The sequence below is a fragment of the Phormidesmis priestleyi BC1401 genome (genome assembly GCF_001650195.1).
Taxonomy (GTDB): domain Bacteria; phylum Cyanobacteriota; class Cyanobacteriia; order Leptolyngbyales; family Leptolyngbyaceae; genus Phormidesmis_A; species Phormidesmis_A priestleyi_B.
Genome location: NZ_LXYR01000070.1, coordinates 1 through 19,289 on the forward strand (window position 1 = coordinate 1; position 19,289 = coordinate 19,289).

The 19,289-nt window shown below is 49.8% G+C and carries 17 protein-coding genes and 2 tRNA genes; 9 read left to right on the top strand and 10 right to left on the bottom strand.

All coding sequences use genetic code 11. The features are described from left to right. Window positions 1-456: 456 nt before the first annotated feature. On the bottom strand, window positions 457-1,113 hold the full coding sequence (gene coaE, locus A8707_RS22730; protein WP_068819469.1) for a dephospho-CoA kinase: 657 nt from the start codon (window positions 1,111-1,113) through the stop codon (window positions 457-459). 71 nt (window positions 1,114-1,184) lie between these two features. On the opposite strand from coaE, the gene A8707_RS22735 reads away from it, so the two are divergent. Beyond that, window positions 1,185-2,843 (top strand): glycosyltransferase family 39 protein, encoded by a 1,659-nt coding sequence (locus A8707_RS22735; protein WP_197484981.1) that lies wholly within the window; start codon window positions 1,185-1,187, stop codon window positions 2,841-2,843. A 4-nt stretch (window positions 2,844-2,847) separates the two neighbouring features. Here A8707_RS22735 and A8707_RS22740 read toward each other — a convergent pair whose 3' ends face one another. Continuing rightward, window positions 2,848-3,936 carry a RuBisCO accumulation factor 1 gene (locus tag A8707_RS22740; protein WP_068819471.1) on the bottom strand — a complete coding sequence of 363 codons (1,089 nt, stop codon included), beginning with the start codon at window positions 3,934-3,936 and terminating at the stop codon, window positions 2,848-2,850. 110 nt (window positions 3,937-4,046) lie between these two features. Between A8707_RS22740 and A8707_RS22745 the strand changes: the two genes are divergently transcribed. Beyond that, window positions 4,047-4,119 (top strand) — tRNA-Ala (locus tag A8707_RS22745). Window positions 4,120-4,632: 513 nt separating this feature from the next. Here A8707_RS22745 and A8707_RS22750 read toward each other — a convergent pair. From A8707_RS22750 to A8707_RS22765, 4 genes are all read right to left on the bottom strand, one after another. Beyond that, window positions 4,633-4,703: transfer RNA gene (locus tag A8707_RS22750), tRNA-Cys, on the bottom strand. Window positions 4,704-4,793: 90 nt separating this feature from the next. Next, window positions 4,794-5,429, bottom strand: coding sequence for a uracil phosphoribosyltransferase (gene upp, locus A8707_RS22755; RefSeq protein ID WP_068819472.1), 636 nt, complete (start codon window positions 5,427-5,429; stop codon window positions 4,794-4,796). A 38-nt stretch (window positions 5,430-5,467) separates the two neighbouring features. Continuing rightward, window positions 5,468-6,709, bottom strand: a complete 1,242-nt coding sequence (locus A8707_RS22760; protein WP_068819473.1) for a URC4/urg3 family protein — start codon at window positions 6,707-6,709, stop codon at window positions 5,468-5,470. After that, window positions 6,709-7,974: a GTP cyclohydrolase II gene (locus tag A8707_RS22765; RefSeq protein WP_068819474.1), complete on the bottom strand. Its 1,266-nt coding sequence runs from the start codon at window positions 7,972-7,974 to the stop codon at window positions 6,709-6,711. The genes A8707_RS22760 and A8707_RS22765 overlap by 1 nt, the downstream gene beginning before the upstream one ends. Before the next feature lie 196 nt (window positions 7,975-8,170). Between A8707_RS22765 and A8707_RS22770 the strand changes: the two genes are divergently transcribed. The 3 genes from A8707_RS22770 (at window position 8,171) to purB (ending at window position 12,740) form a co-directional block, all read left to right on the top strand. Continuing rightward, on the top strand, window positions 8,171-9,709 hold the full coding sequence (locus A8707_RS22770; protein WP_331711735.1) for a YifB family Mg chelatase-like AAA ATPase: 1,539 nt from the start codon (window positions 8,171-8,173) through the stop codon (window positions 9,707-9,709). Window positions 9,710-9,773: 64 nt separating this feature from the next. Beyond that, on the top strand, window positions 9,774-11,249 hold the full coding sequence (locus A8707_RS22775; protein ID WP_068819476.1) for a C1 family peptidase: 1,476 nt from the start codon (window positions 9,774-9,776) through the stop codon (window positions 11,247-11,249). A gap of 87 nt (window positions 11,250-11,336) precedes the next feature. Next, window positions 11,337-12,740 carry an adenylosuccinate lyase gene (gene purB / locus A8707_RS22780; RefSeq protein WP_331711736.1) on the top strand — a complete coding sequence of 468 codons (1,404 nt, stop codon included), beginning with the start codon at window positions 11,337-11,339 and terminating at the stop codon, window positions 12,738-12,740. A gap of 33 nt (window positions 12,741-12,773) precedes the next feature. Here the strand turns inward: purB and A8707_RS22785 are convergent, their stop codons facing one another. From A8707_RS22785 to A8707_RS22800, 4 genes are all read right to left on the bottom strand, one after another. Continuing rightward, window positions 12,774-13,214: a GNAT family N-acetyltransferase gene (locus tag A8707_RS22785; protein ID WP_068819477.1), complete on the bottom strand. Its 441-nt coding sequence runs from the start codon at window positions 13,212-13,214 to the stop codon at window positions 12,774-12,776. A 152-nt stretch (window positions 13,215-13,366) separates the two neighbouring features. Then, window positions 13,367-14,161: an SH3 domain-containing protein gene (locus A8707_RS22790; RefSeq protein WP_068819478.1), complete on the bottom strand. Its 795-nt coding sequence runs from the start codon at window positions 14,159-14,161 to the stop codon at window positions 13,367-13,369. Between the two features lie 102 nt (window positions 14,162-14,263). After that, window positions 14,264-15,019 carry an SH3 domain-containing protein gene (locus A8707_RS22795; RefSeq protein ID WP_068819479.1) on the bottom strand — a complete coding sequence of 252 codons (756 nt, stop codon included), beginning with the start codon at window positions 15,017-15,019 and terminating at the stop codon, window positions 14,264-14,266. Between the two features lie 161 nt (window positions 15,020-15,180). Then, window positions 15,181-15,699: a hypothetical protein gene (locus A8707_RS22800; protein WP_068819480.1), complete on the bottom strand. Its 519-nt coding sequence runs from the start codon at window positions 15,697-15,699 to the stop codon at window positions 15,181-15,183. Between the two features lie 108 nt (window positions 15,700-15,807). Between A8707_RS22800 and A8707_RS22805 the strand changes: the two genes are divergently transcribed. The 4 genes from A8707_RS22805 to A8707_RS22820 all read left to right on the top strand — a co-directional run bounded on the left by A8707_RS22805 (window position 15,808) and on the right by A8707_RS22820 (window position 19,208). Next, complete coding sequence (locus tag A8707_RS22805; protein WP_068819481.1) at window positions 15,808-16,158, top strand: slr0373 family blue light stress response protein; 351 nt, start codon at window positions 15,808-15,810, stop codon at window positions 16,156-16,158. A gap of 90 nt (window positions 16,159-16,248) precedes the next feature. Next, on the top strand, window positions 16,249-17,790 hold the full coding sequence (gene ycf46, locus A8707_RS22810) for a stress-responsive protein Ycf46 (protein ID WP_462686401.1): 1,542 nt from the start codon (window positions 16,249-16,251) through the stop codon (window positions 17,788-17,790). A gap of 156 nt (window positions 17,791-17,946) precedes the next feature. Beyond that, the gene (locus A8707_RS22815) at window positions 17,947-18,300 is read left to right on the top strand and encodes a DUF1257 domain-containing protein (RefSeq protein ID WP_068819482.1); all 354 of its coding nucleotides are present in this window, start codon (window positions 17,947-17,949) and stop codon (window positions 18,298-18,300) included. Window positions 18,301-18,392: 92 nt separating this feature from the next. Then, complete coding sequence (locus tag A8707_RS22820) at window positions 18,393-19,208, top strand: 3'(2'),5'-bisphosphate nucleotidase CysQ family protein (protein ID WP_068819483.1); 816 nt, start codon at window positions 18,393-18,395, stop codon at window positions 19,206-19,208. Window positions 19,209-19,289 lie beyond the last annotated feature (81 nt).

Sequence of the window (19,289 nt, forward strand, 5' to 3'; positions counted from 1 at the left end):
TATGGATCAAAGTACCACGAAGGAAATCCTGCATACCCTTCATCGGGCTGTTGGAAGCCTACCCTGTAATCTTTGATTCAGGGTAGGAGTATGTCACCTCAATGACGATCAGGAAGTCTTCGATATTCTCACCGTAGACTCCCGTTAAAATTCGGGACTCTTCGCGATCGAGACGATATTTCCACTCTTTGTTATCTCAATACTCCGGACATTTTTTTGAACGGTTCCACAAGGCTTTCAGAGTTTATGGTTCAAGGATCGAGCTATTTTTTCAGAGTTAGCTCTGCCTCTGACTTGGAAAAAAAGATCTTGTCCACGGCAGAATAAGGGTTTGAGCCTTAAAATCTGCTCAAATTTTGTCCGGAGTATTGTTATCTAGAAAGCCCGCGATTTGTTCTAGCGTTGCGCCCATAGCCGTTTCGATAAGTGGATTAGAAGCCATAGCCAGTCTAACGGTCAGCCGTAATATTTTGTCATTTTTGGTGACAATGGACGGTTTATCGCCCGATCGACCTGCTGCAAAAGATCCTCTACTGTTGAGGAGTTCTCTAATACAACATCGGCTCGATCGCGTTTTTCGGCAATCGCCATTTGGCTAAAGATTCGCGCAGTTGCCTGCTCTTGGCTCAAAGATTCACGCTGCATTAAACGCTGAATCTGCTGATCTGGCGGGCAAGAAACGACCCAAATTTCACTGACCAGATCCGTCATCTGCGCTTCAAACAAAAGGGGAATCACCATCACGATCGTGACCGACTGATCTGAGAGTTGCTGAATCCAGCGATCACGGTCTCGACTCAACGCTTGCTGCACAAAGGGATGAATTTGGTCTTCTAGCCAAGCGCGTTCGGATGGCTGATTGAAGATAATCTCTCCCAGTTGACGACGATCGAGGGTCCCGTCAGGCAACAGAATTTTGGAGGTGTAGCGATCGGCAATGGTTTTCAGTGCGATCGTTCCCGGCTGCACGGCTGCTCTCGCGTAAACATCAGCATCCAAAACAGGCAATTGATACGTCTTAGCTAAATAGTTAGACACTGTTGTTTTGCCCATGCCAATGCCGCCCGTTAAGCCAACGGTGCGCGGAGCCGTAACTTGACTGCGATCGCTCATGCCAATTCTTGTAGGCGTATCGACAAATTCCTTTCTAGTGTAGAGTTCGATCTGAAATGTTGAGCGATCGCATGAAAGCCTTTTCCCATTCTCTGGTTCTGCTTGGAGTCGTCTTGCTAGGGACAACGCTGAGGTTTTGGAATCTCGACGCTAAGTCTGTCTGGATGGATGAGGTGATCACAGCGCTCTTTAGTTTAGGACGAAGCTATCTTGATGTCCCGCTAGAAGTTGCCTTTTCGCGGTCTGCGCTGGATCAGCTTTTTACGTTTCAGCCGACGACGTGTGCAGCGATCGCTCAAACTGTTTCGACTCAATCCGTTCATCCACCGCTCTTTTTTTGCTGGCTGCACGATTGGCTGAATTGGCTTCAACCCGTTAACCAGTCCTGGGTGTGGAAGCTTAGGGCACTGCCAGCCCTGGCAGGAGTCGGCTCAATTTTAGCTATTTATTATTTGAATCGGATCGCCTTCTCAAGACAGGCGGGGTTAGCAGGCGCGATCGTCATGGCGGTCTCTCCGTTTGCGGTCTATCTCTCTCAAGAAGCTCGTCACTACACGATTCCGATGCTGCTGCTGAGTTTGGCGCTGGTGGGCACGACTCGTATTCAACAAGACCTGCGACAACAACGGCTACAACCTGGAGTTTGGTTCGGCTGGGTTGCTATCAACAGCGTTGGTTTCTACGTCCACTATTTTTTTATTTTGGCAACGATCGCCCAAGTTTTAACGATCGTCGTTTTGCAGCTTAGAATCCAAACTTCAAACTTCAAACCTCCTCTTTCTTTTCGCCGTCGCGCTTGGCTTGCCTTGCTGCTTGCCCTGGGCGGAATTGGACTGACCTATTTACCCTGGATGCCGACTTTTTTGAGTCACCTCCGTCGTCCAGAAACCAACTGGCTAGAGCCAACTCAATCAGGGTTGCTGGCTGCGATCGTGCCTCTCTCTCAACTGCTGGCTGGGTGGGTGTTAATGACGATCGCTCTGCCTGTCGAAGATCAGCCGCTTTGGGTGGTCATTCCAGCGGCTGTGCTGATGCTGCTATTTAGCGGCTGGTTAGCGTGGCGAGTGTTGAAAGGCGTGAAAAAACTTTGGCAAATGCCAGAAACTCATTGGGAAACGCTAACGTTAATCAGTTTTATCGGCTGGGTGTTGGTGGAATTTTTGGCGATCGTCTACCTGTTCCACAAAGACTTGACCCAAGTTCCTCGCTACAACTTTATCTACTATCCTGCTGTGTGTGCCTTGATAGGAGCCAGCTTGTGGAATAGACAATCCGACCAGGATTTTCGACTCAAACCGTTAGTCTCTCTGGTTCTAGCAGGGTTGATTAGCTGCGGATTTGTGGTGTCCGATCGAGCATTTCTCAAACCCTATCAGCCTCAGCAAGTCGCCAACAGAATGCAGTCAAAAATGGCTGAATCAACGATCGTGGCAATGGCATACCAAGACCTACAGGATATTGCACTAGGACTGAGCTTTGCACTGCCCCTGCTAGAAAATTCTCAGACTCAATTTGCGTTTGTGGGGCACTTACAAAGCTACGACCAATTTTGGAAAAAATTAGCCCGTCCCGCGATCGGAGACTCTTCACCGCAAATCCTCTGGATAATAGCCCCCGGACTGAAAGAAAAAGACTTCCCTCCCCAGGTTAGTTTGAGTCGATCGGTCTGCAACCGTGACCCAAACCAGTATTACCGATTAGGAGTTCCCTTGCAGGGATATCGATGTTGACTCTCTACTCATCAATCTGCCAAAGCTCTTGGGTATAGTCTTCGTCCAGCACCTTTTTAGGACGCATCACTAAAACCACCCGACCCAACAGCGGCACATCTGGAGATTCTGCAAACCAGCGCAGTTGCAATTGCTCCTCCTCAGAGATTACAAAATAGCTCTGGTCATTCCACTGACGCTGGGCACGATCGACGACAATCACCACTTCTCCGATCGCCCCCGGCAACGGAGCAGGGAGGCGATCGCTATCGCCCAATAGCACGATCGGGTCTTCTGCCGTGCGAATCACCTGCCATCCCGGAATCGGTACCCACGCCCCGGTTCCCGAAAACTGCACCAGTTGAAACGCGCCCGTCTCCTCGACGATCGGAACGGCTTGTAAATCGGCTTTCGTCAGCGGCAACTTGCCGACCACGGGCAAGATTCGCGGCAAATCTTCATCTTCTAGCCGATAAACAGGCAACCCAGGAGCCGGACGCACTTGGGTAACGGTGAAATCGGTCAATAACTGCTCAATTTTTTTGCGGGCAGTCGCGCTATGAGCAAACCTTAACCCTTTGGCAATCAGAATCGATCGTGCCTGCAAATCGCTTTTCTCTCTGGCACTCTTCCAAACTTGCAGCGCCACCGCATCTCCTGGATGATCGGTAAACTCTTCTGGTGGCTTAAACCGAGAAATATCTTTAACCGCACGAGCTACTTCTCGCGCTTCATCTATGTCTAGCTCTTTTTCAACCACAAAAGTTGCGACAGCGGCTCGTTCAGTTTGGGTGAGAATGCGTAACTCGTAGAGAGAATCACTGCCCTTTTGCCAAAAGTGCGTTTGCACTGCATCGGGCACACCCACGCCGATGATGGACGCATAAACCTGAGACGCAACGATAATTTGATTTTGCTGAATCGGCTCAAACCCCGTGCCTTCAAAAATCGCTTGGGGGCTATAGCCAGCTTTCTGCAACGTTTGACAGGCTTGACCCCACTCGACCCAACCGCCTTCTTTTCGACGCAGCGATCGCAGCAGAGCGTCTGCATCTACCTCAGGTTGACCTGTCTCAAGATCAGAATTAGGTAACTCTTGGGGTGTCTCAGTCATAAGTCTCAAACGGCTCTCATTTTCTGTTGAGGGGCGATACGTTTATCAGCTTACCAAAGTTGACGCTTGACTGAATGATTAGGATTGCGCCATGATAAAATACGAAATGAGGGGTTATAGCTCAGTTGGTAGAGCGCTGCAATGGCATTGCAGAGGTCAGCGGTTCGAACCCGCTTAACTCCATTTCTTTCTGTCCATACGCGACATTGTTAATTTAGGCATCCGTCTGCCGCTGTGGCATGGGGATGTCTAAATTCTGAGGTGCCAGTGCACCTTCTTACTCAGTCCCCTACAGAGGGAACCCCTCCTCCAAGGCTGAGCGCTTGACAATCAAATCTATGCGGTTCTACTGCGTGAGCGACGCGAACGCGGTAGGCATCCTTTTCTGACATTACCGAAGGATTCTGTGTCACTTCAGGGGGTCGCCGAAGAAATAAACATCAATTCGTCAGTTGTCGCTCGAAACCATGGCTATGCGGAGACTCCATCATTTTTCACGATCGCCAAAAAATTCTACGCTATTTCGTTGCTATAAGAGCTGAAACTTCATATGTATCAACAGCTTCAAGTCTTGCTAGGTTAACCGAAAGATTACGTGTCATTTCGTTTGGAAAGTTTTACTTTCAGCGTCGCGGGAGCTTCACTATTGCTGAAGGTAATTGCAGAGAATATAGATGCGGACTCAACAAAAATTAAAGGCGGCACCCGGATTTGAACCGGGGGTGGAGGTTTTGCAGACCTCTGCCTTACCACTTGGCGATGCCGCCGATCGTGAAGTCAACGACTTTTACTCACGGTGAATCACCATGATATCAAACTTCAGCTTAGAGTTTTGCAATCACTCATAAATCGTTTGATTATTTTGTGCCAAACAAGCGATCGCCTGCGTCGCCCAACCCTGGCAAGATATAGCCGTGTTCATCCAGCCCTTGATCGATCGCTGCCGTATAGATTGGCACGTCTGGGTGCTGCTCGTGGAAGTGGGCAATGCCTTCGGGGGCGGCTAGGAGGCAGAGAAATTTCATCGATCGAGGATTGGTTTGCTTGAGGCGATGCACGGCTGCCGATGCCGAGTTTCCGGTTGCCATCATGGGATCGACGATTAACATGTCTCGGTCTTCGATGTCGTGAGGGACTTTGAAGTAATATTCGACCGGGGTTAGGGTCATCGGGTCGCGGTATAAGCCGACGTGCCCCACTCGCGCTGAGGGAATAAGCTGCAAGATTCCATCTAAGAGTCCTTGCCCTGCTCGCATGATTGAGACGACGACGAGCTTTTTATCGGATGCTAAGACCGGAGCCTCCATCAGGGTCATGGGGGTTTTGATGGTTTCTTGTTTGAGCGGCAGGTCACGAGTCACCTCGTAGGCTAGCAGCAGACTTACCTCAGTCATTAAGGCGCGAAATTTTGCTGTACTGGTTTCAACGCGCCGCATTAAGGTGAGCTTGTGTTGAACGAGGGGATGGTCGATGACGGTAATTTTTGCGGACATGGGAAAAAGGGTGAAGGGTTGAGAAGATCTGCACGGCTTTAAAAAACGGTGCCATCGCTTTCGATTTGGATAGGGGGAATGCCTCCGGGTCGTTTTTGAGCAGCAATTTTGCGTCCGGCTGTCCAAGTGCCGCCTTGCAAAACTTTAACGAGAGGAAGCTCGGCAGGAGTCAGTCTGAGGCGTTGACGCACGGTGTCAGCAATGCGATCGAGGAGACAGACGGTGAGGGCACGCCATTCGACGATCGCTTCTGATCCAGGTAAATGAGGCTGCTGCAAAATTAGTTTGTCTTTGATTTGCAATAATCCCAAGTCGAGGCACAGTCCGCCATTTCGATATTCTGGAAGCCCGGTTAAGACATCCAAATCAGTGATTTCTAAACCCAGTTCTTGCAGAGGCTCTAATAGAGAATAAGTGAGCCACTGCGAGAGTTTGTGAAATGGCACTAATTTGTCGCTGATTTGGGTTCCGGGGAGGGCTGGGTGAAGCCAAACGTCTCCCAGGTTAACGCTAGATAAGGAGACTCGTCCAGACCAGATTTCGCCCAAGCTTTCTAAAACGGCGTTGAGGACGATCGGGGCAGAGAGTTTGCCATTTTCTGAATGCTGCAAGAGATAGCCGACCAGGTTTCCGGGACGGGGATTGTTGGCTCCAAACCAGGTTGGATGATTTTGCAGCGCTTGACCCAGTTTTTGCAGCAATTGGGAGCGTCCTTCAAGTCCTACGATCGGATTCTCAGGGCTGACCTGAAAGCCTTGGGCGAGAGAGTCGGGTGTGAGATGTTGCAGTCCTTCGGCGCTGGTTTGATAGGGATTAGCAGCATCTCCAGAAAAGCTGCCCTGACAGAAGAGATGAAAGCTGGCGACGGCTAACCCTTCCGATCGTGACCAGACTTGCCCCGTTTCAGCTTCGAGATAGTGCCAGCGATCGCCTGCTCCGGCATCGAGCAACACACTGGGAATCACGAGATCGAATTTTGCTTTGGCTTTTTCGATCGGAGACAGATGGGCGAGTGCGCGATCGAGATGGGTCAGACGTGGCACGTTCCCGACTTCAAAATGTCGCCAACGGCTGTGAAAGGGAATCTGCAAGTCTGGGTAGTGTTCACGAGTCACCGCGATCACATAGTCGGCTACGCGATCGATCTGTGTCAGGTCACACCGAAAGTAACGGAGCTGATCCGCTTGTGCCATCTCAAACAGTTTGCCGCAGCGTTCTCGAATTGCTTGGGGCGATCGGAGGTAGGCGATCGTATCGGCTTCAGACAAAGGTTGGGACATTAATCGCTCAGTCCTCGTCCTTTAATCTCTGCTAACGATTCCTCGGTGAGAACGTCGCCCTCGGTGTAATAGCCAGCCGCTTTCTTTGCCTCAATCTCGACCTGGGCATCGGCTGGAATCAGGTCATCGGGGATGGCAACTCGCTTGATCACCTGAATACCGGATTGAGTGATCGCGTTATATTTCAAATCGCTCATGGAGACTAAGCGATCGATGCGGGTGATGCCCAGCCAGTGCAGCACGTCGGGCATGAGTTCTTGAAACCGCATATCCTGCACTCCGGCAACGCACTCGGTTCGGGCGAAGTAGGCATCTGCACGATCGCCGCCTTCTTGTCGTTTGCGGGCGTTGTAAACCAGAAATTTGGTGACTTCTCCCAGCGCTCGACCTTCTTTTCGCAGATAGACGATCACGCCTGCACCACCTTCTTGAGCAGTTTGAACGCAGGCTTCGATGCCGTGTACCAAATAAGGGCGACAGGTGCAAATATCTGAGCCAAAGACATCAGAGCCGTTGCATTCATCGTGAACCCTGACGGCGAGAGGCTTATCGGGATCGGTAATGGTGTCGGGGTCGCCGATAATGTAGACTGTCATGCCGCCGATCGGAGGCAAAAGGACTTTTAGATCAGGGCGAGTCACCAGATCAGGAAACATGCCGCCCGTGTGCTCAAACAAGGTGCGACGCAGAATGCTTTCTTCGACATTGAGGCGTTTGGCAATGCCAGGGAGATGCCACACAGGCTCGATCGCGGCTTTTGTGACGACAAGATTTCCGCCTCGCTTCATGATTTCGCCATCTTCGATCAAGCGCCCTTTGGCGATCGCATCTTGAAGTTCTGGCATATTAATATGTGCTTTGGTAATCGCGATCGAGGGGCGAATATCATAGCCTTGCTCATAGAGATTTTGATAAGCGTCCCCCACGATCGCCCCAAATGGGTCGAGAGAAACGATGCGATCGGGGTCTGCCCAAGCGGGATGAGGTCCAATCTTGACGGTGGGAGAGGTGTTGGTCAAATCAGCCCGATGGTTTGCCTGAAGTTTGCCGCTTGCCACCGCTAACGCCCGATATACCGCATAAGAGCCTGAATGGGTGCCAATCACGTTGCGATGGGAAGGATTCAGCACTGTGCCGATGATTGGACCTCGTTGAATCGGGTCGGCTTCTCCCCACTTGAGCACGATCGACTGGTGACCAAATCGCGGTGGGTGGGATGTCAGAACAATATGGTTCTGCTTTGGACTGATGGGCTGACTGACCATAGACACTCCCCAAGGTGATTAATAAAAAGATTCTAAAGTTAATTGCATGGAGTAGTCTCTGATGTTAGCAATACCTATTGAGATAGCGAAGTATTCTACAAGGCAGAAATTACTTAGGGTGGTTTGATTGGGAGGGCGATCGAGCAGACCGCGTTGCCTTGCCTTAAAGTCTGGGCACTCTACCAAAGCATTTGTCGTGGAATTTGTCATGCTTGCCAAGGTTTGGAGTGCATCGCTCGTCGGCATTGATGCCGTCAAAGTAGGGGTCGAAGTTGACATTGCGGGAGGGCTGCCAGGAATGGTAGTAGTAGGGCTTCCAGACACATCGGTACAGGAGTCTAAAGAGCGCGTCAAAACTGCCCTCAAAAACGCAGGATATGCCTTTCCGATGCGGCGAATTGTGGTGAATTTGACTCCCGCAGACCTACGCAAGGAAGGTCCGAGTTTTGATTTGCCGATCAGCGTGGGTATTCTGGCAGCCTCCGAGCAAGTCAAGGTCGAGCTGTTAGAGACTCATTTATTTTTGGGTGAAGTTTCACTTGACGGGACGCTGAGATCTGTGGCAGGCGTGTTGGCGATCGCTGCTGCCGCTCAACGTCTTGGCATCTCTGGGTTAGTCGTTCCGTCGGGCAATGCTCGTGAAGCAGCAGTTGTGAAAGGCATCTCGGTCTACGGATTTGATCACTTATCTGAGGTGGGGCAGTTTCTCAACAACCCGGCGAGTTACACGCCCACTCAGGTAGACGTGACTGAAGAACTGGAGCGATCGCAGACTCCAGCCTTTGATTTACGAGATGTGAAAGGACAGGCTCATGCGCGTCGTGCCTTAGAAATCGCGGCTGCCGGAGGGCACAATTTAGTCTTTGTCGGACCTCCAGGGAGTGGAAAAACCATGCTCGCCCGTCGCCTACCGGGAATTCTGCCTCCGCTCTCATTTGAGGAAGCTCTGGAGGTGACGCAAGTTCACTCGGTGGCGGGATTGCTCAAAGACAAAGGTTCGCTGGTCACCACCCGTCCGTTTCGCAGCCCTCACCATTCTGCATCGGGTGTTTCCCTGGTCGGAGGAGGCAGCTATCCTAGACCAGGCGAAATCTCTCTGGCACATAGGGGGATCTTATTTCTTGACGAATTAACAGAATTCAAACGCGACGTGCTGGAGTTTCTACGTCAGCCTTTAGAAGACGGTCACGTTACTATCTCACGAGCGCGTCAATCTGTCTCCTTTCCAGCCCGATTTACGTTGATTGCGAGTACCAATCCTTGTCCCTGTGGTTACTTTGCAGATACGATTCAGCCTTGTACGTGTTCTCCCCGATCGCGAGAGCAATATTGGGCAAAACTATCTGGACCTCTGATGGATCGGATTGATTTGCAAGTTGGGGTGAATCGGCTCAAGCCAGAGGAAATCACTCGACAGCCCACAGGGGAAGATTCAGAAACCGTGCGATCGCGCGTTCAGATTGCTCGCGATCGTGCCCGACTCCGCTTTAAAGACACTGCCTTACGCTGCAATGCCGAGATGCAAAGTTCTCATCTCAGACAGTGGTGCAACCTTGACGACTCGACCCGAACGTTACTCGAAGGCGCGATTCGCAAACTGGGATTATCGGTGAGAGCCAGCGATCGGATTCTCAAAGTTGCGCGGACGATCGCCGATCTTGCAGGCGATGAGCATCTTCAAACTCACCACGTTGCTGAAGCTGTTCAATATCGCACGATCGACCGAATGCAGTAAAAATACGGGTTAGATTTTTCTCTAATCTGAGAAACCTAATCTGAGACTTCAAAGATTGGTTTCTATGTCAAAAAATTATCGTCAAGTTCGCAAATCAACGATCGTCAAAAATGCGCTCGGTCAACACTTCAAACTAGGTGGCTATCGTCCCGAAAAGCGAAATTCTCAAGACAAAAAATATAGTGCGAGTCGCGATCGTCAACTGCCCCCCAACGTTGATCTCCGCTCCTACATGACTCCGGTTGAAAATCAGGGCAACTCCAACAGTTGCACCGCCAATGCAATGGCAGGGGCATATGAATATCTAACCAACCGCATTCTCGGACAATCAGCAGACGTGAGCCGTCTATTCATCTACTACAACGCACGAGAATTGGATGGCGACTGTAGCCAAGACCAAGGCACCTACCTCAAAAGCTGCGTCAAGGTGTTACGAAAACAGGGCGCTTGCTCTGAAAACACCTGGTCTTTTAACCTCGACCAAATCCTAGAGCAGCCACCCAAAAAGGCATATAAAGAAGCGGCAAACTTTCGAGTTGAAGATGCTGCCCGTGTTGAGATTGATCTTCACACCATGCAAAGCTGTTTAGCCGAGGGCTATCCGTTTGCCTTTGGTCTACAGCTTTTCTCATCGTTTCAGCAAGCAGGCTCGACGGGATTGGTTCCCATGCCTGACCCAGACAACGAGAAACACGACGGCGGACACGCGATGCTGTGTGTGGGCTATTCGGATGTCGATCAAGTCTTCATTGTCCGCAACTCATGGGGTACTGATTGGGGCGAACAGGGCTATTGCTACATCCCCTATGACTACATGACAAAGCCTGATCTGATCCACGACTGCTGGACGATTCGACAAGTCAGCGATCGCGATTTGAGTCAGGGCATTCAAGGCAGTTCGGTTTCTCTATTTGATGGGGCAAAGGCGGCGATCGCGACTGCATTTCAGTCTCCTGGTGCAACCCGCAAGCCTTCGGTGATCGCCTTGTTAGACGAGACTCACTACGAGACTTACGAAGTCGAATACGAAGAGGAGCTTGTCTACGTTGAAACCGAAGGATTTGTCTCAGTCGATACCTACGAGAACCTCGATTTTCTCTACTTCCAGGAGTATGACGAAACTTGTGAAGAGACCGAGGACAGTTACGACGAAGAAACCGAAGAATCTGAGTTCTACGAAGAAACTGTAGAGATCTCCGACGAAGAATCTGAAGAGACCGAAGACAGCTACGAAGAAGAATCTGAAGAAGAGGAAGACGAGACCGAAGAAGAAGAAACTGAAGGCGACGAAGAGACCGAAGATAGCTACGAGGACGAGTCGGAAGAGGAAGAGGAAGACGACGAAGAGACCGAGGACGGTTCCGAAGACGACGGCGAAACTGAAGACGACGAAGAGACCGAAGGTAGCTATGAGGATGAGGCGGAAGAAGAAGTAACAGAAGACAGTTACGACGAAGAGACCGAAGACAGTTATGAGGAGCCTGAAAGCGAAGAAGCTTACGAGGAAGAAGATTCGGGAGGCGATGAAGGCGATGAGTAGCGATCGCTAGGCATACAACCTGCGCAGATAATTAGAGCGATCGCACGAATTCCTAGAGCACCCTAAATCTCACCAAAATCCTCTGCAATGCCCACGCTAAAATTTCAACAGCGTGGGCATTGCCATTTCATCACCCCACATTTTGTAGGGCAAATTAGACGCTACAATGTGACGGTTGTATTCTGCACGACAGCCTTGATAGAGCGCTATACCCTGCCCGAAATGGGCGACTTGTGGACTGAAGCCTACAAATTCAAAACCTGGCTAGAGGTTGAGATCGCCGTCTGCGAAGCTCAGGCTGAACTGGGTTACATTCCTGCTGATGCAGTCGCAGAAATCAAGGCAAAAGCAAACTTCGACCCCAAGCGTATCTTAGAAATTGAGGCAGAAGTCCGCCACGACGTAATCGCTTTTCTCACCAACGTCAACGAATATGTCGGCGATGCCGGACGGTATATTCACCTGGGAATGACCAGTTCAGATGTGCTAGACACCGCGCTGGCGCTACAACTCGTCGCCAGTCTAGATGTGATCATGTCCCAAGTCGAGGCGTTGATTCAGGCACTTCGCTACCAGGCTCAACAGCACCGCAACACCGTGATGATTGGGCGATCGCACGGCATTCACGCAGAGCCAATCACCTTTGGCTTTAAACTAGCTGGCTGGCTGGCAGAAATGCTGAGACACCGCGATCGTCTGTGTCAACTCAAAAAAACAATCGCCGTCGGTCAAATCTCTGGCGCGGTTGGAACCTACGCTAACATTGACCCTCGCATTGAATCTCTCACCTGTCAAAACCTCGGACTCGAACCCGATGCCGCTTCGACACAGGTAATTTCTCGCGATCGCCACGCCGACTATATGAATGGTTTGGCACTGTTGGCATCGTCGATCGAGCGCTTCGCAGTAGAAATTCGCAACCTTCAGCGCACCGACGTTCTAGAAGTCGAAGAATTTTTCTCGAAGGGGCAAAAAGGCTCGTCTGCAATGCCCCATAAGCGGAATCCGATTCGATCGGAGCGTCTCACCGGAATGGCGCGTCTAATTCGAGGCTATGCAGTCGCCGCAATGGAGAACATTGCCCTCTGGCACGAACGCGATATTTCCCACAGTTCTGTCGAGCGAGTTGCCTTCCCTGATGCCTGCATTCTGACTCACTTCATGCTGGTCGAAATCACCGACCTAGTGAAAAACCTGCTGGTCTATCCCGACAACATGGCGCAAAATATGAACCTCTATGGTGGGGTTGTCTTTAGTCAACGAGTGCTGTTGGCGCTGATTGGCAAAGATGTGAGTCGTGAAGAGGCGTATACGATCGTGCAGTCGTGCGCTCATCAAGCTTGGAACAAGCCCGAAGGTGACTTCCGCAAACTAATTAGTGAAGATCCGCGTGTGGTCGAAAAGCTCTCTCCGGCTGAAATCGATGATTGTTTCGATCCTCAACATCATCTGAAAAATTTAGATCAAGTCTATCAACGACTGGGTATTTGAGGTTTTTGAGTTAAGAAGCTTGTTACGTCACTGCTATAACTGTAATGCGTAATGATAAAGGTCTTTATCCTTAACGTATCCAAGTGACTCGTAGAGAGACTGAGCGGCAGTATTGGAAATCTGGGTTGCCAAAATGATTCGGACTGCTCCTGTTTCCCATGCAAACCTCTCTGCTGCCTTGATTAATGACTTTGCAACTCCTTTTTTTCGATACGGCTCTTCCACAAATAAATCATTCAAAATCCATGTACGTTTCAGCGACACTGAGGAAAAGCTTGGGTAGAGTTGAGTGAACCCAACCATAAGCTCCTGATCACGAGCTACAAACATAGTGGACTCGTTTTTTTGAAAACGCTCCTGGAGGAATGTTCTGGCAGCCTCGATATTTGAAGACTTTTTATAGAAGACGCGATATTGGTCAAATAACCTTGATACTTCCTCAAGATCCTCAAATTTAGCTAAAACAATTTCCATTACTTATCCTCAGCACTCACTACAGGCTTAAATGTAACGCTCGTCACTTAAACAGGGTTTTTAAATTATCACCCTACCAACAATCTCAATACAACTTAACTCTGAATACTGACAGACAAAATTCAGAAACTTTCCCGCTAAAAGCTTACTGGCTAACTTCTATTTACCTGAACGGAAAACGAGTATTTGTACCCCTTGTAGTTGGAGTCAAGCTCTAGTGTGTAGTCGCCTGTCATCGCGAGTTCTCCACTCCAAGAGGTTTGACGATCGTCAAGTCCTCTTAACTCTTTGCCATTAGGAGCCAAAATCATCGGTAGTGTGCCTCGATCGCTTCTCACACTCAAGGTCTGTCCTTTGCCAAGATTAAAGCGATAACGGTGGATGCCAGTGCCTACAAATCGTTCAGCGATCGTCACCGAATTGCCCCCAGCCCCAAAACTCACGCGCTCGGTTTTCTCATTACAGCCACTATCGGTCTGACTTTGAGCAATCCACCCTTTGATCGGAGTTGCGATCCCAAACCATCCATCTAGCTCATTGGTCACCGTGACAAACGTACCGTTTTCAAGCGTTCCAACGATGTTGTCAGGCGCGATCGTGGGGTTAGATCTCACATTCAAAGGTGGGTTAGCATCTGCCACCTTCGCCATCGTGACTTTACAGGTTTCAACCTTTCTAGAAGCCGCCTCTGGTTCCTGAGGCTTTACAGGCAACGGTTCAGAGTTAGGCTTAACGGGTTCTGAAACCGGGGCTTGAGAAGAACCTTGTGATGAGGTCGGGACTCCATCAGGTTTATCAGTCGGTTTAGAGATTGGAGAAACGATCGTCGTCGGTGCCCCCGTCGATAGCGGTTGAGGATTTTGAGACTGCATCACGGCAGAAGTTACGCCCGTCACAGCCGCAACACCCGTTAAACCTGCCGCAATCAAAATAGCTTTAGTGTCCATGAATTGAGGTATTAGTACTGATTATTAGCTTCACCCAGAACTCAGCAAAAATCGGAATCCTCAGCGATCGCAACCCTGTACTCATTTTCTCGCGTTAAATCATCACTTGGGTTGGTGAGGGACAGCAGACCCATTTTTTTGCTCATAAATCGCTTGCTTAACCAGAGGCGTAAACTTTTCTCTCCAATATCGAATATCAGGAATCTCATTCACGAGCTTCAGCACATCTGTCGATCGGTTCTCTTTTAAAGCCACTTGAGCATTGCTGTACAGATTTCTAGCTCGCTTCCATTGAGTGGGCATCGTGTTTAGAGCAACCTGAGCTTGAGCATAAACAGGGCTGTCTTCTGGAACCGTTTTGAGCAGCTTGATTGCCGAACTCAAATCGCCAGACTGATAGTCTTCGATCGCGTCTGCTAAAATTCGCTCTCCGCCCTTCGCCTTCATTGCAGCAGCTTTTATGAATTCTGCTTGCTCTGCCTTATCGCAAATTGTCTTGGTCAACGATTGATCCACCCAACCCGATATGGGTGCGTCAACTTGCAGCCATCCTCTTTGTCTACCAATGACAGTCACCGTTTCTCCATCCTGGATAGTGCCAACAATGGTGTTGAAGCGATCGCTCGGAGCCGCCCTGACATTTAACGGAGGCTGCGGATCGTTGACGATCGTCAGACATCCATTCATCGCCGCGATCGTAGTGTTAGAAGCCGATTGAACCGAAAGCTGAGAAGCCTTTGACGGATTCGGACGAGAACCCAAAAAGACATAGATGGTTCCCGCTAGAGTAATCACTGCTGTCACACATCCCCCTACAAATAATGGAGACTTCAAAATCTGATTCACCCTGCCAGCCATGTCGATGCCTCAAGCGTTGTTGTTAAACAGGTTTGTTCCCAGCCTTTCTAGTCGCTGCATCTGGGATGATTCCGTCCGTAGGTTGCCCAAAGCCGCCGTCAAAAGCTCTCATCTCAGAGGGTGGGTTGAAAGTTTCTCAGAATTCCCCATCCGCACCTTGCTCACTTTTCTGGAACTCGGTAGCGGCTGGCAATGTAGTTGAAAAACCGATAGTAATTCTCAAACTGCTGATTTGGGGCGGTGCCGCGCCAATAATAGCGGGTTTCTCCCTGAGCAAGGGTCAGCGTCAGTGAGCTTGATTCTGCACCAATCTTTGCATCTAAGTTTCCGGGCACTTTTTGCAGCGTTGTGAAATTTGAGGGAAGAGAGGGTTGCGATCGCCGATTGCTACGATCGTCGCTCACCAATCGCTCATAGCTCGCCCACCCTCGAATCTCTACCCCCGGGTTTTGTGGATCGCCAAAGGCAATGCCGTCTCGATTTTCAGGCGGAATTGACTCAACCCAGCGATCGGGATAGAGAAACTCAAACCCAAACCGCTGATTGCGATAAGTCTTCCAATTCATGCCCAGGCTTGAGTCGGTTGACCCACAGCCTGAGAGGAAAGCCGTCAAAACCAGTCCTAGTAAGAGACAAACTAAATGAGATTTGTGAATCAAAGCCGAACGAGCACTACTCATTGTAAACAAATGTAACGATATTGCTGTCATGCTGGTTTAGCATCTTGACAGCCTTAGGCACAGCCGATATATTTACTGATATACCCGGGTAAAACGACCGAGAGTCCTATGCAAGACAAGCAAAAAGTCACGTTGTATCTTCCGCCAGAACTGCACCGTCAGCTAAAAATTAGAGCGGCTGTTGCTGCCGAGGCAATGTCAGCCCTAGCAGAGAAAGCGCTCATATTCTACCTAACTCACCCAGAAACGGTTGAGCAGTTAGACGAGGCTCACGGGCAAGCTCACCGGATTTACAACTGTCCTGAGTGTACGTCTCCAGTCACTCTCAAGGATGGCGAAATTGTCCCTCTAGGCAAGCAACCTGGTATTACTGTTGATGAAGAGCTTCCGGTTGGCAAGCCGCAGAAAGTTGCTTCTACAGCGGGCAATCAAGGAGAGGGCGAACTCGTCCCCTGCTAATATTCCTAGCCTAAAAGTTCTCACTTCTTTTGTCACATTCACCCTTTTAGTAGTGCTTTCAACTGAAGTTCGAGAAAATTCTATTCAATAATGTCTGAGCCGTTTCTGATGGGTTCGGTGGTTATGCAAGAAGAGCTAAACATTCTCGTACAAGCTCAATATCCTTTGATCTACCTGGTGACCTCAGAGGAGGAACGGGCTGAACAGACAATCGCCACAATCGCTCAAGCAAAGCCTTTACGTCGGGTCTTTCTCTGGACGGTCACTCACGGAATTGTCGAGTATGGGCAGCCTCGCAACGTCACTCAGCACAATACGGTTTCTCCAGAAGCCGCGATCGAGTGGGTGATGAGACAAAAAGAGCCGGGTATCTTTGTGTTCAAAGATTTGCATCCATTCATCGACTCACCTGCGGTTAACCGTTGGCTGCGAGATGCGGTTGCAAGCTTTAAAGGCACTCAGAAAACGATTCTGCTGATGTCTCCGGTGCAAACGGTTCCGATCGAGCTTGAGAAAGAAGTTGCAGTCATTGATTTTGCGATGCCCAGCATGGGAGAGCTAGATCAAGTCCTCACGCAGCAGCTCGATCTCAATAAAACTCGTCGCATCACAACTGAGACTCGCGAAAAGCTTTTAAAAGCTGCCTTAGGGCTGACGCGAGATGAGGCGGAAAAGGTTTATCGTAAGGCTCAAGTGACTGCGGGTCGCCTGACTGAAGAAGAAGTTGATATTGTTCTCTCTGAGAAAAAGCAACTGATTCGTCGCAACGGCATCTTGGAGTACATTGAGGAAGACGAAACGATCGATTCTGTTGGTGGACTGGAAGAGTTAAAGCGCTGGTTAAAGCAACGCTCTGACGCATTCACAGAACGAGCCAGAGAATACGGTTTGCCTCAGCCGAAAGGGATGCTAATCCTAGGCGTTCCAGGGTGCGGGAAGTCGCTAATTGCTAAAACCACGTCTCGCCTATGGGGTTTGCCCCTGCTGCGCTTAGATATGGGGCGAGTGTATGACGGCTCAATGGTGGGTCGATCGGAAGCGAATCTCCGCAATGCGCTCAAAACCGCTGAGTCGATTTCGCCAGCCATTCTGTTTATTGACGAGATGGACAAGGCATTTGCAGGCAGCACTGGGTCGGCTGACTCAGATGGTGGCACCTCAAGTCGGATCTTTGGGTCGTTCCTCACCTGGATGCAGGAAAAAACATCTCCTGTATTCGTGATGGCAACTGCAAACCGCGTAGAGCGTCTCCCCGGCGAGTTTCTTAGAAAAGGACGTTTCGACGAACTATTCTTTGTTGACCTGCCCAATGCCGAAGAGCGGAAAGACATCTTTAGAATTCACTTATCCAAGCGTCGTCGAGAGATTGAGCGATTTGACCTGGATCAGTTAGCCAATGTCTGCGATGGCTTCTCTGGTGCTGAAATTGAACAAGCACTGGTTGCTGCAATGTATGAAGCATTCGCACAAGACAGAGAGTTTACCCAGTTGGATATCATTGCGGCAAGTCGAGCTACGATGCCGTTATCTAAGACCATGAGTGAGCAGGTGACAGCCCTACGGGATTGGGCTAGGCAACGAGCGCGCCCTGCTGCGTCCTCAGTCGCAGAATATCAGCGACTTGAGTTCTAAAAGCTTTCTCCTGCTCCCACAGGAGGAAAGGCTAGCACACATTTTGTCTGCTAGTGGTCTCAAAAGAGCAATTAGCCATCAGTCATCTCTGAGCGCTAAGAGCGAATAGCTAACTAAACGTTGTTGTTGTTTTCAAATTTCCACGGAGGAAACCCAATGTCTCACTTTAGCACTCTGCGCACCAAGATCACCGACGCTGAAATTCTCAAGTCCTCTTTGCGTGACCTGGGCATCAACGTCAAGACCGAAGCCGACGTTCGTGGCTACAACGGTCAGCGCGTCCGTTCTGACATCGTTGCCATTCTCGAAGGCGAATATGATTTGGGCTGGTCTCGCAACGCTGATGGTTCTTTTGACTTGATTGCTGACCTCTGGGGAGTTGCTAAAAAGCACAACCAGACCGAACTGATCAACTCCATCAACCAGAAGTATGCGGTTAACAAGACCCTTTCTCAAGTCAGCCGCCCCGGTCTGCAAAACGCGAACGTTCAAGTAGTTCTGCAAAAGTAGTCTCTCTGCGCGTTCCCAAGCTGGCGGGTTAACCATGAGGTTAGCCCGTTTTTTTATGTCAAAATGACACTGCTGCTGTCACTTCTTGAACCATGAAGCCCATAGACAACGAGTTAGATATTAAGATCCGATCGCTGATCCGATCGTGCGGACAGCAGGCAAAACAAATGGCAAAAGAAGGGCTGCAAGTCTTTCAAAAAGGACCCGGTGATTTTGTCACGAATGTTGATCAAATGCTCGATCGCCAACTCACTGCCGAGTTTTCAACGCTGTTTCCTGACGATGGCGTGATTACTGAAGAGAATGCGCCGTCGAGAGAGCGGTTTCAAGAAAACTATTCGCGCTTGTGGTGTATCGATCCGTTAGACGGCACAGATGATTTCATTCACAGGCAGAAAGATTATGCTGTCATGGTTGGGCTGCTGGAGAATGAGTCCCCGATCGCAGGTTGGATCTATGCCCCAGAATCGGATATGACTTATTTTGGAGGCAAAGATCTTGGCTTGTGGCAGGCGATTGCGGACCTGACTCCTGAGCTGATCGCGATCGGTGAGCCGAAATCTTCTGATGAGCAAACCGTGATCATCGGCATTAAGGATCGGCAAAATTTTGGAGACGCGATCGCTCACAGAGTTCCAGAGATTAAATTTGGCTTTTCTCAAGGCAGCTTTGGTCTGAAGGTGATGAACGTCATTCTGGGTCACGCCGGAATGTATGTCTATTTAAATGGACGAGTCAAAATTTGGGATACGGTCGGTCCGCTAGCGTTAGCGAAAACGGCGGGGTTAGTCTGCTGTGATTTAGATGGAAACCCGATTAGCTATGCCCAAGACGCAATGGATTTAGAAACTTTGGCGCATCAGCAATCTATTGTCATTGGTTGGGCATCTTATATAGAACCTATTTGAGATCTAGTTGACTGCTAGCCGCTTGAGCATCAGTCGGATGAAGCAAAGATTGACCTTAGCTGTGGCATGATCGAGCGTTCT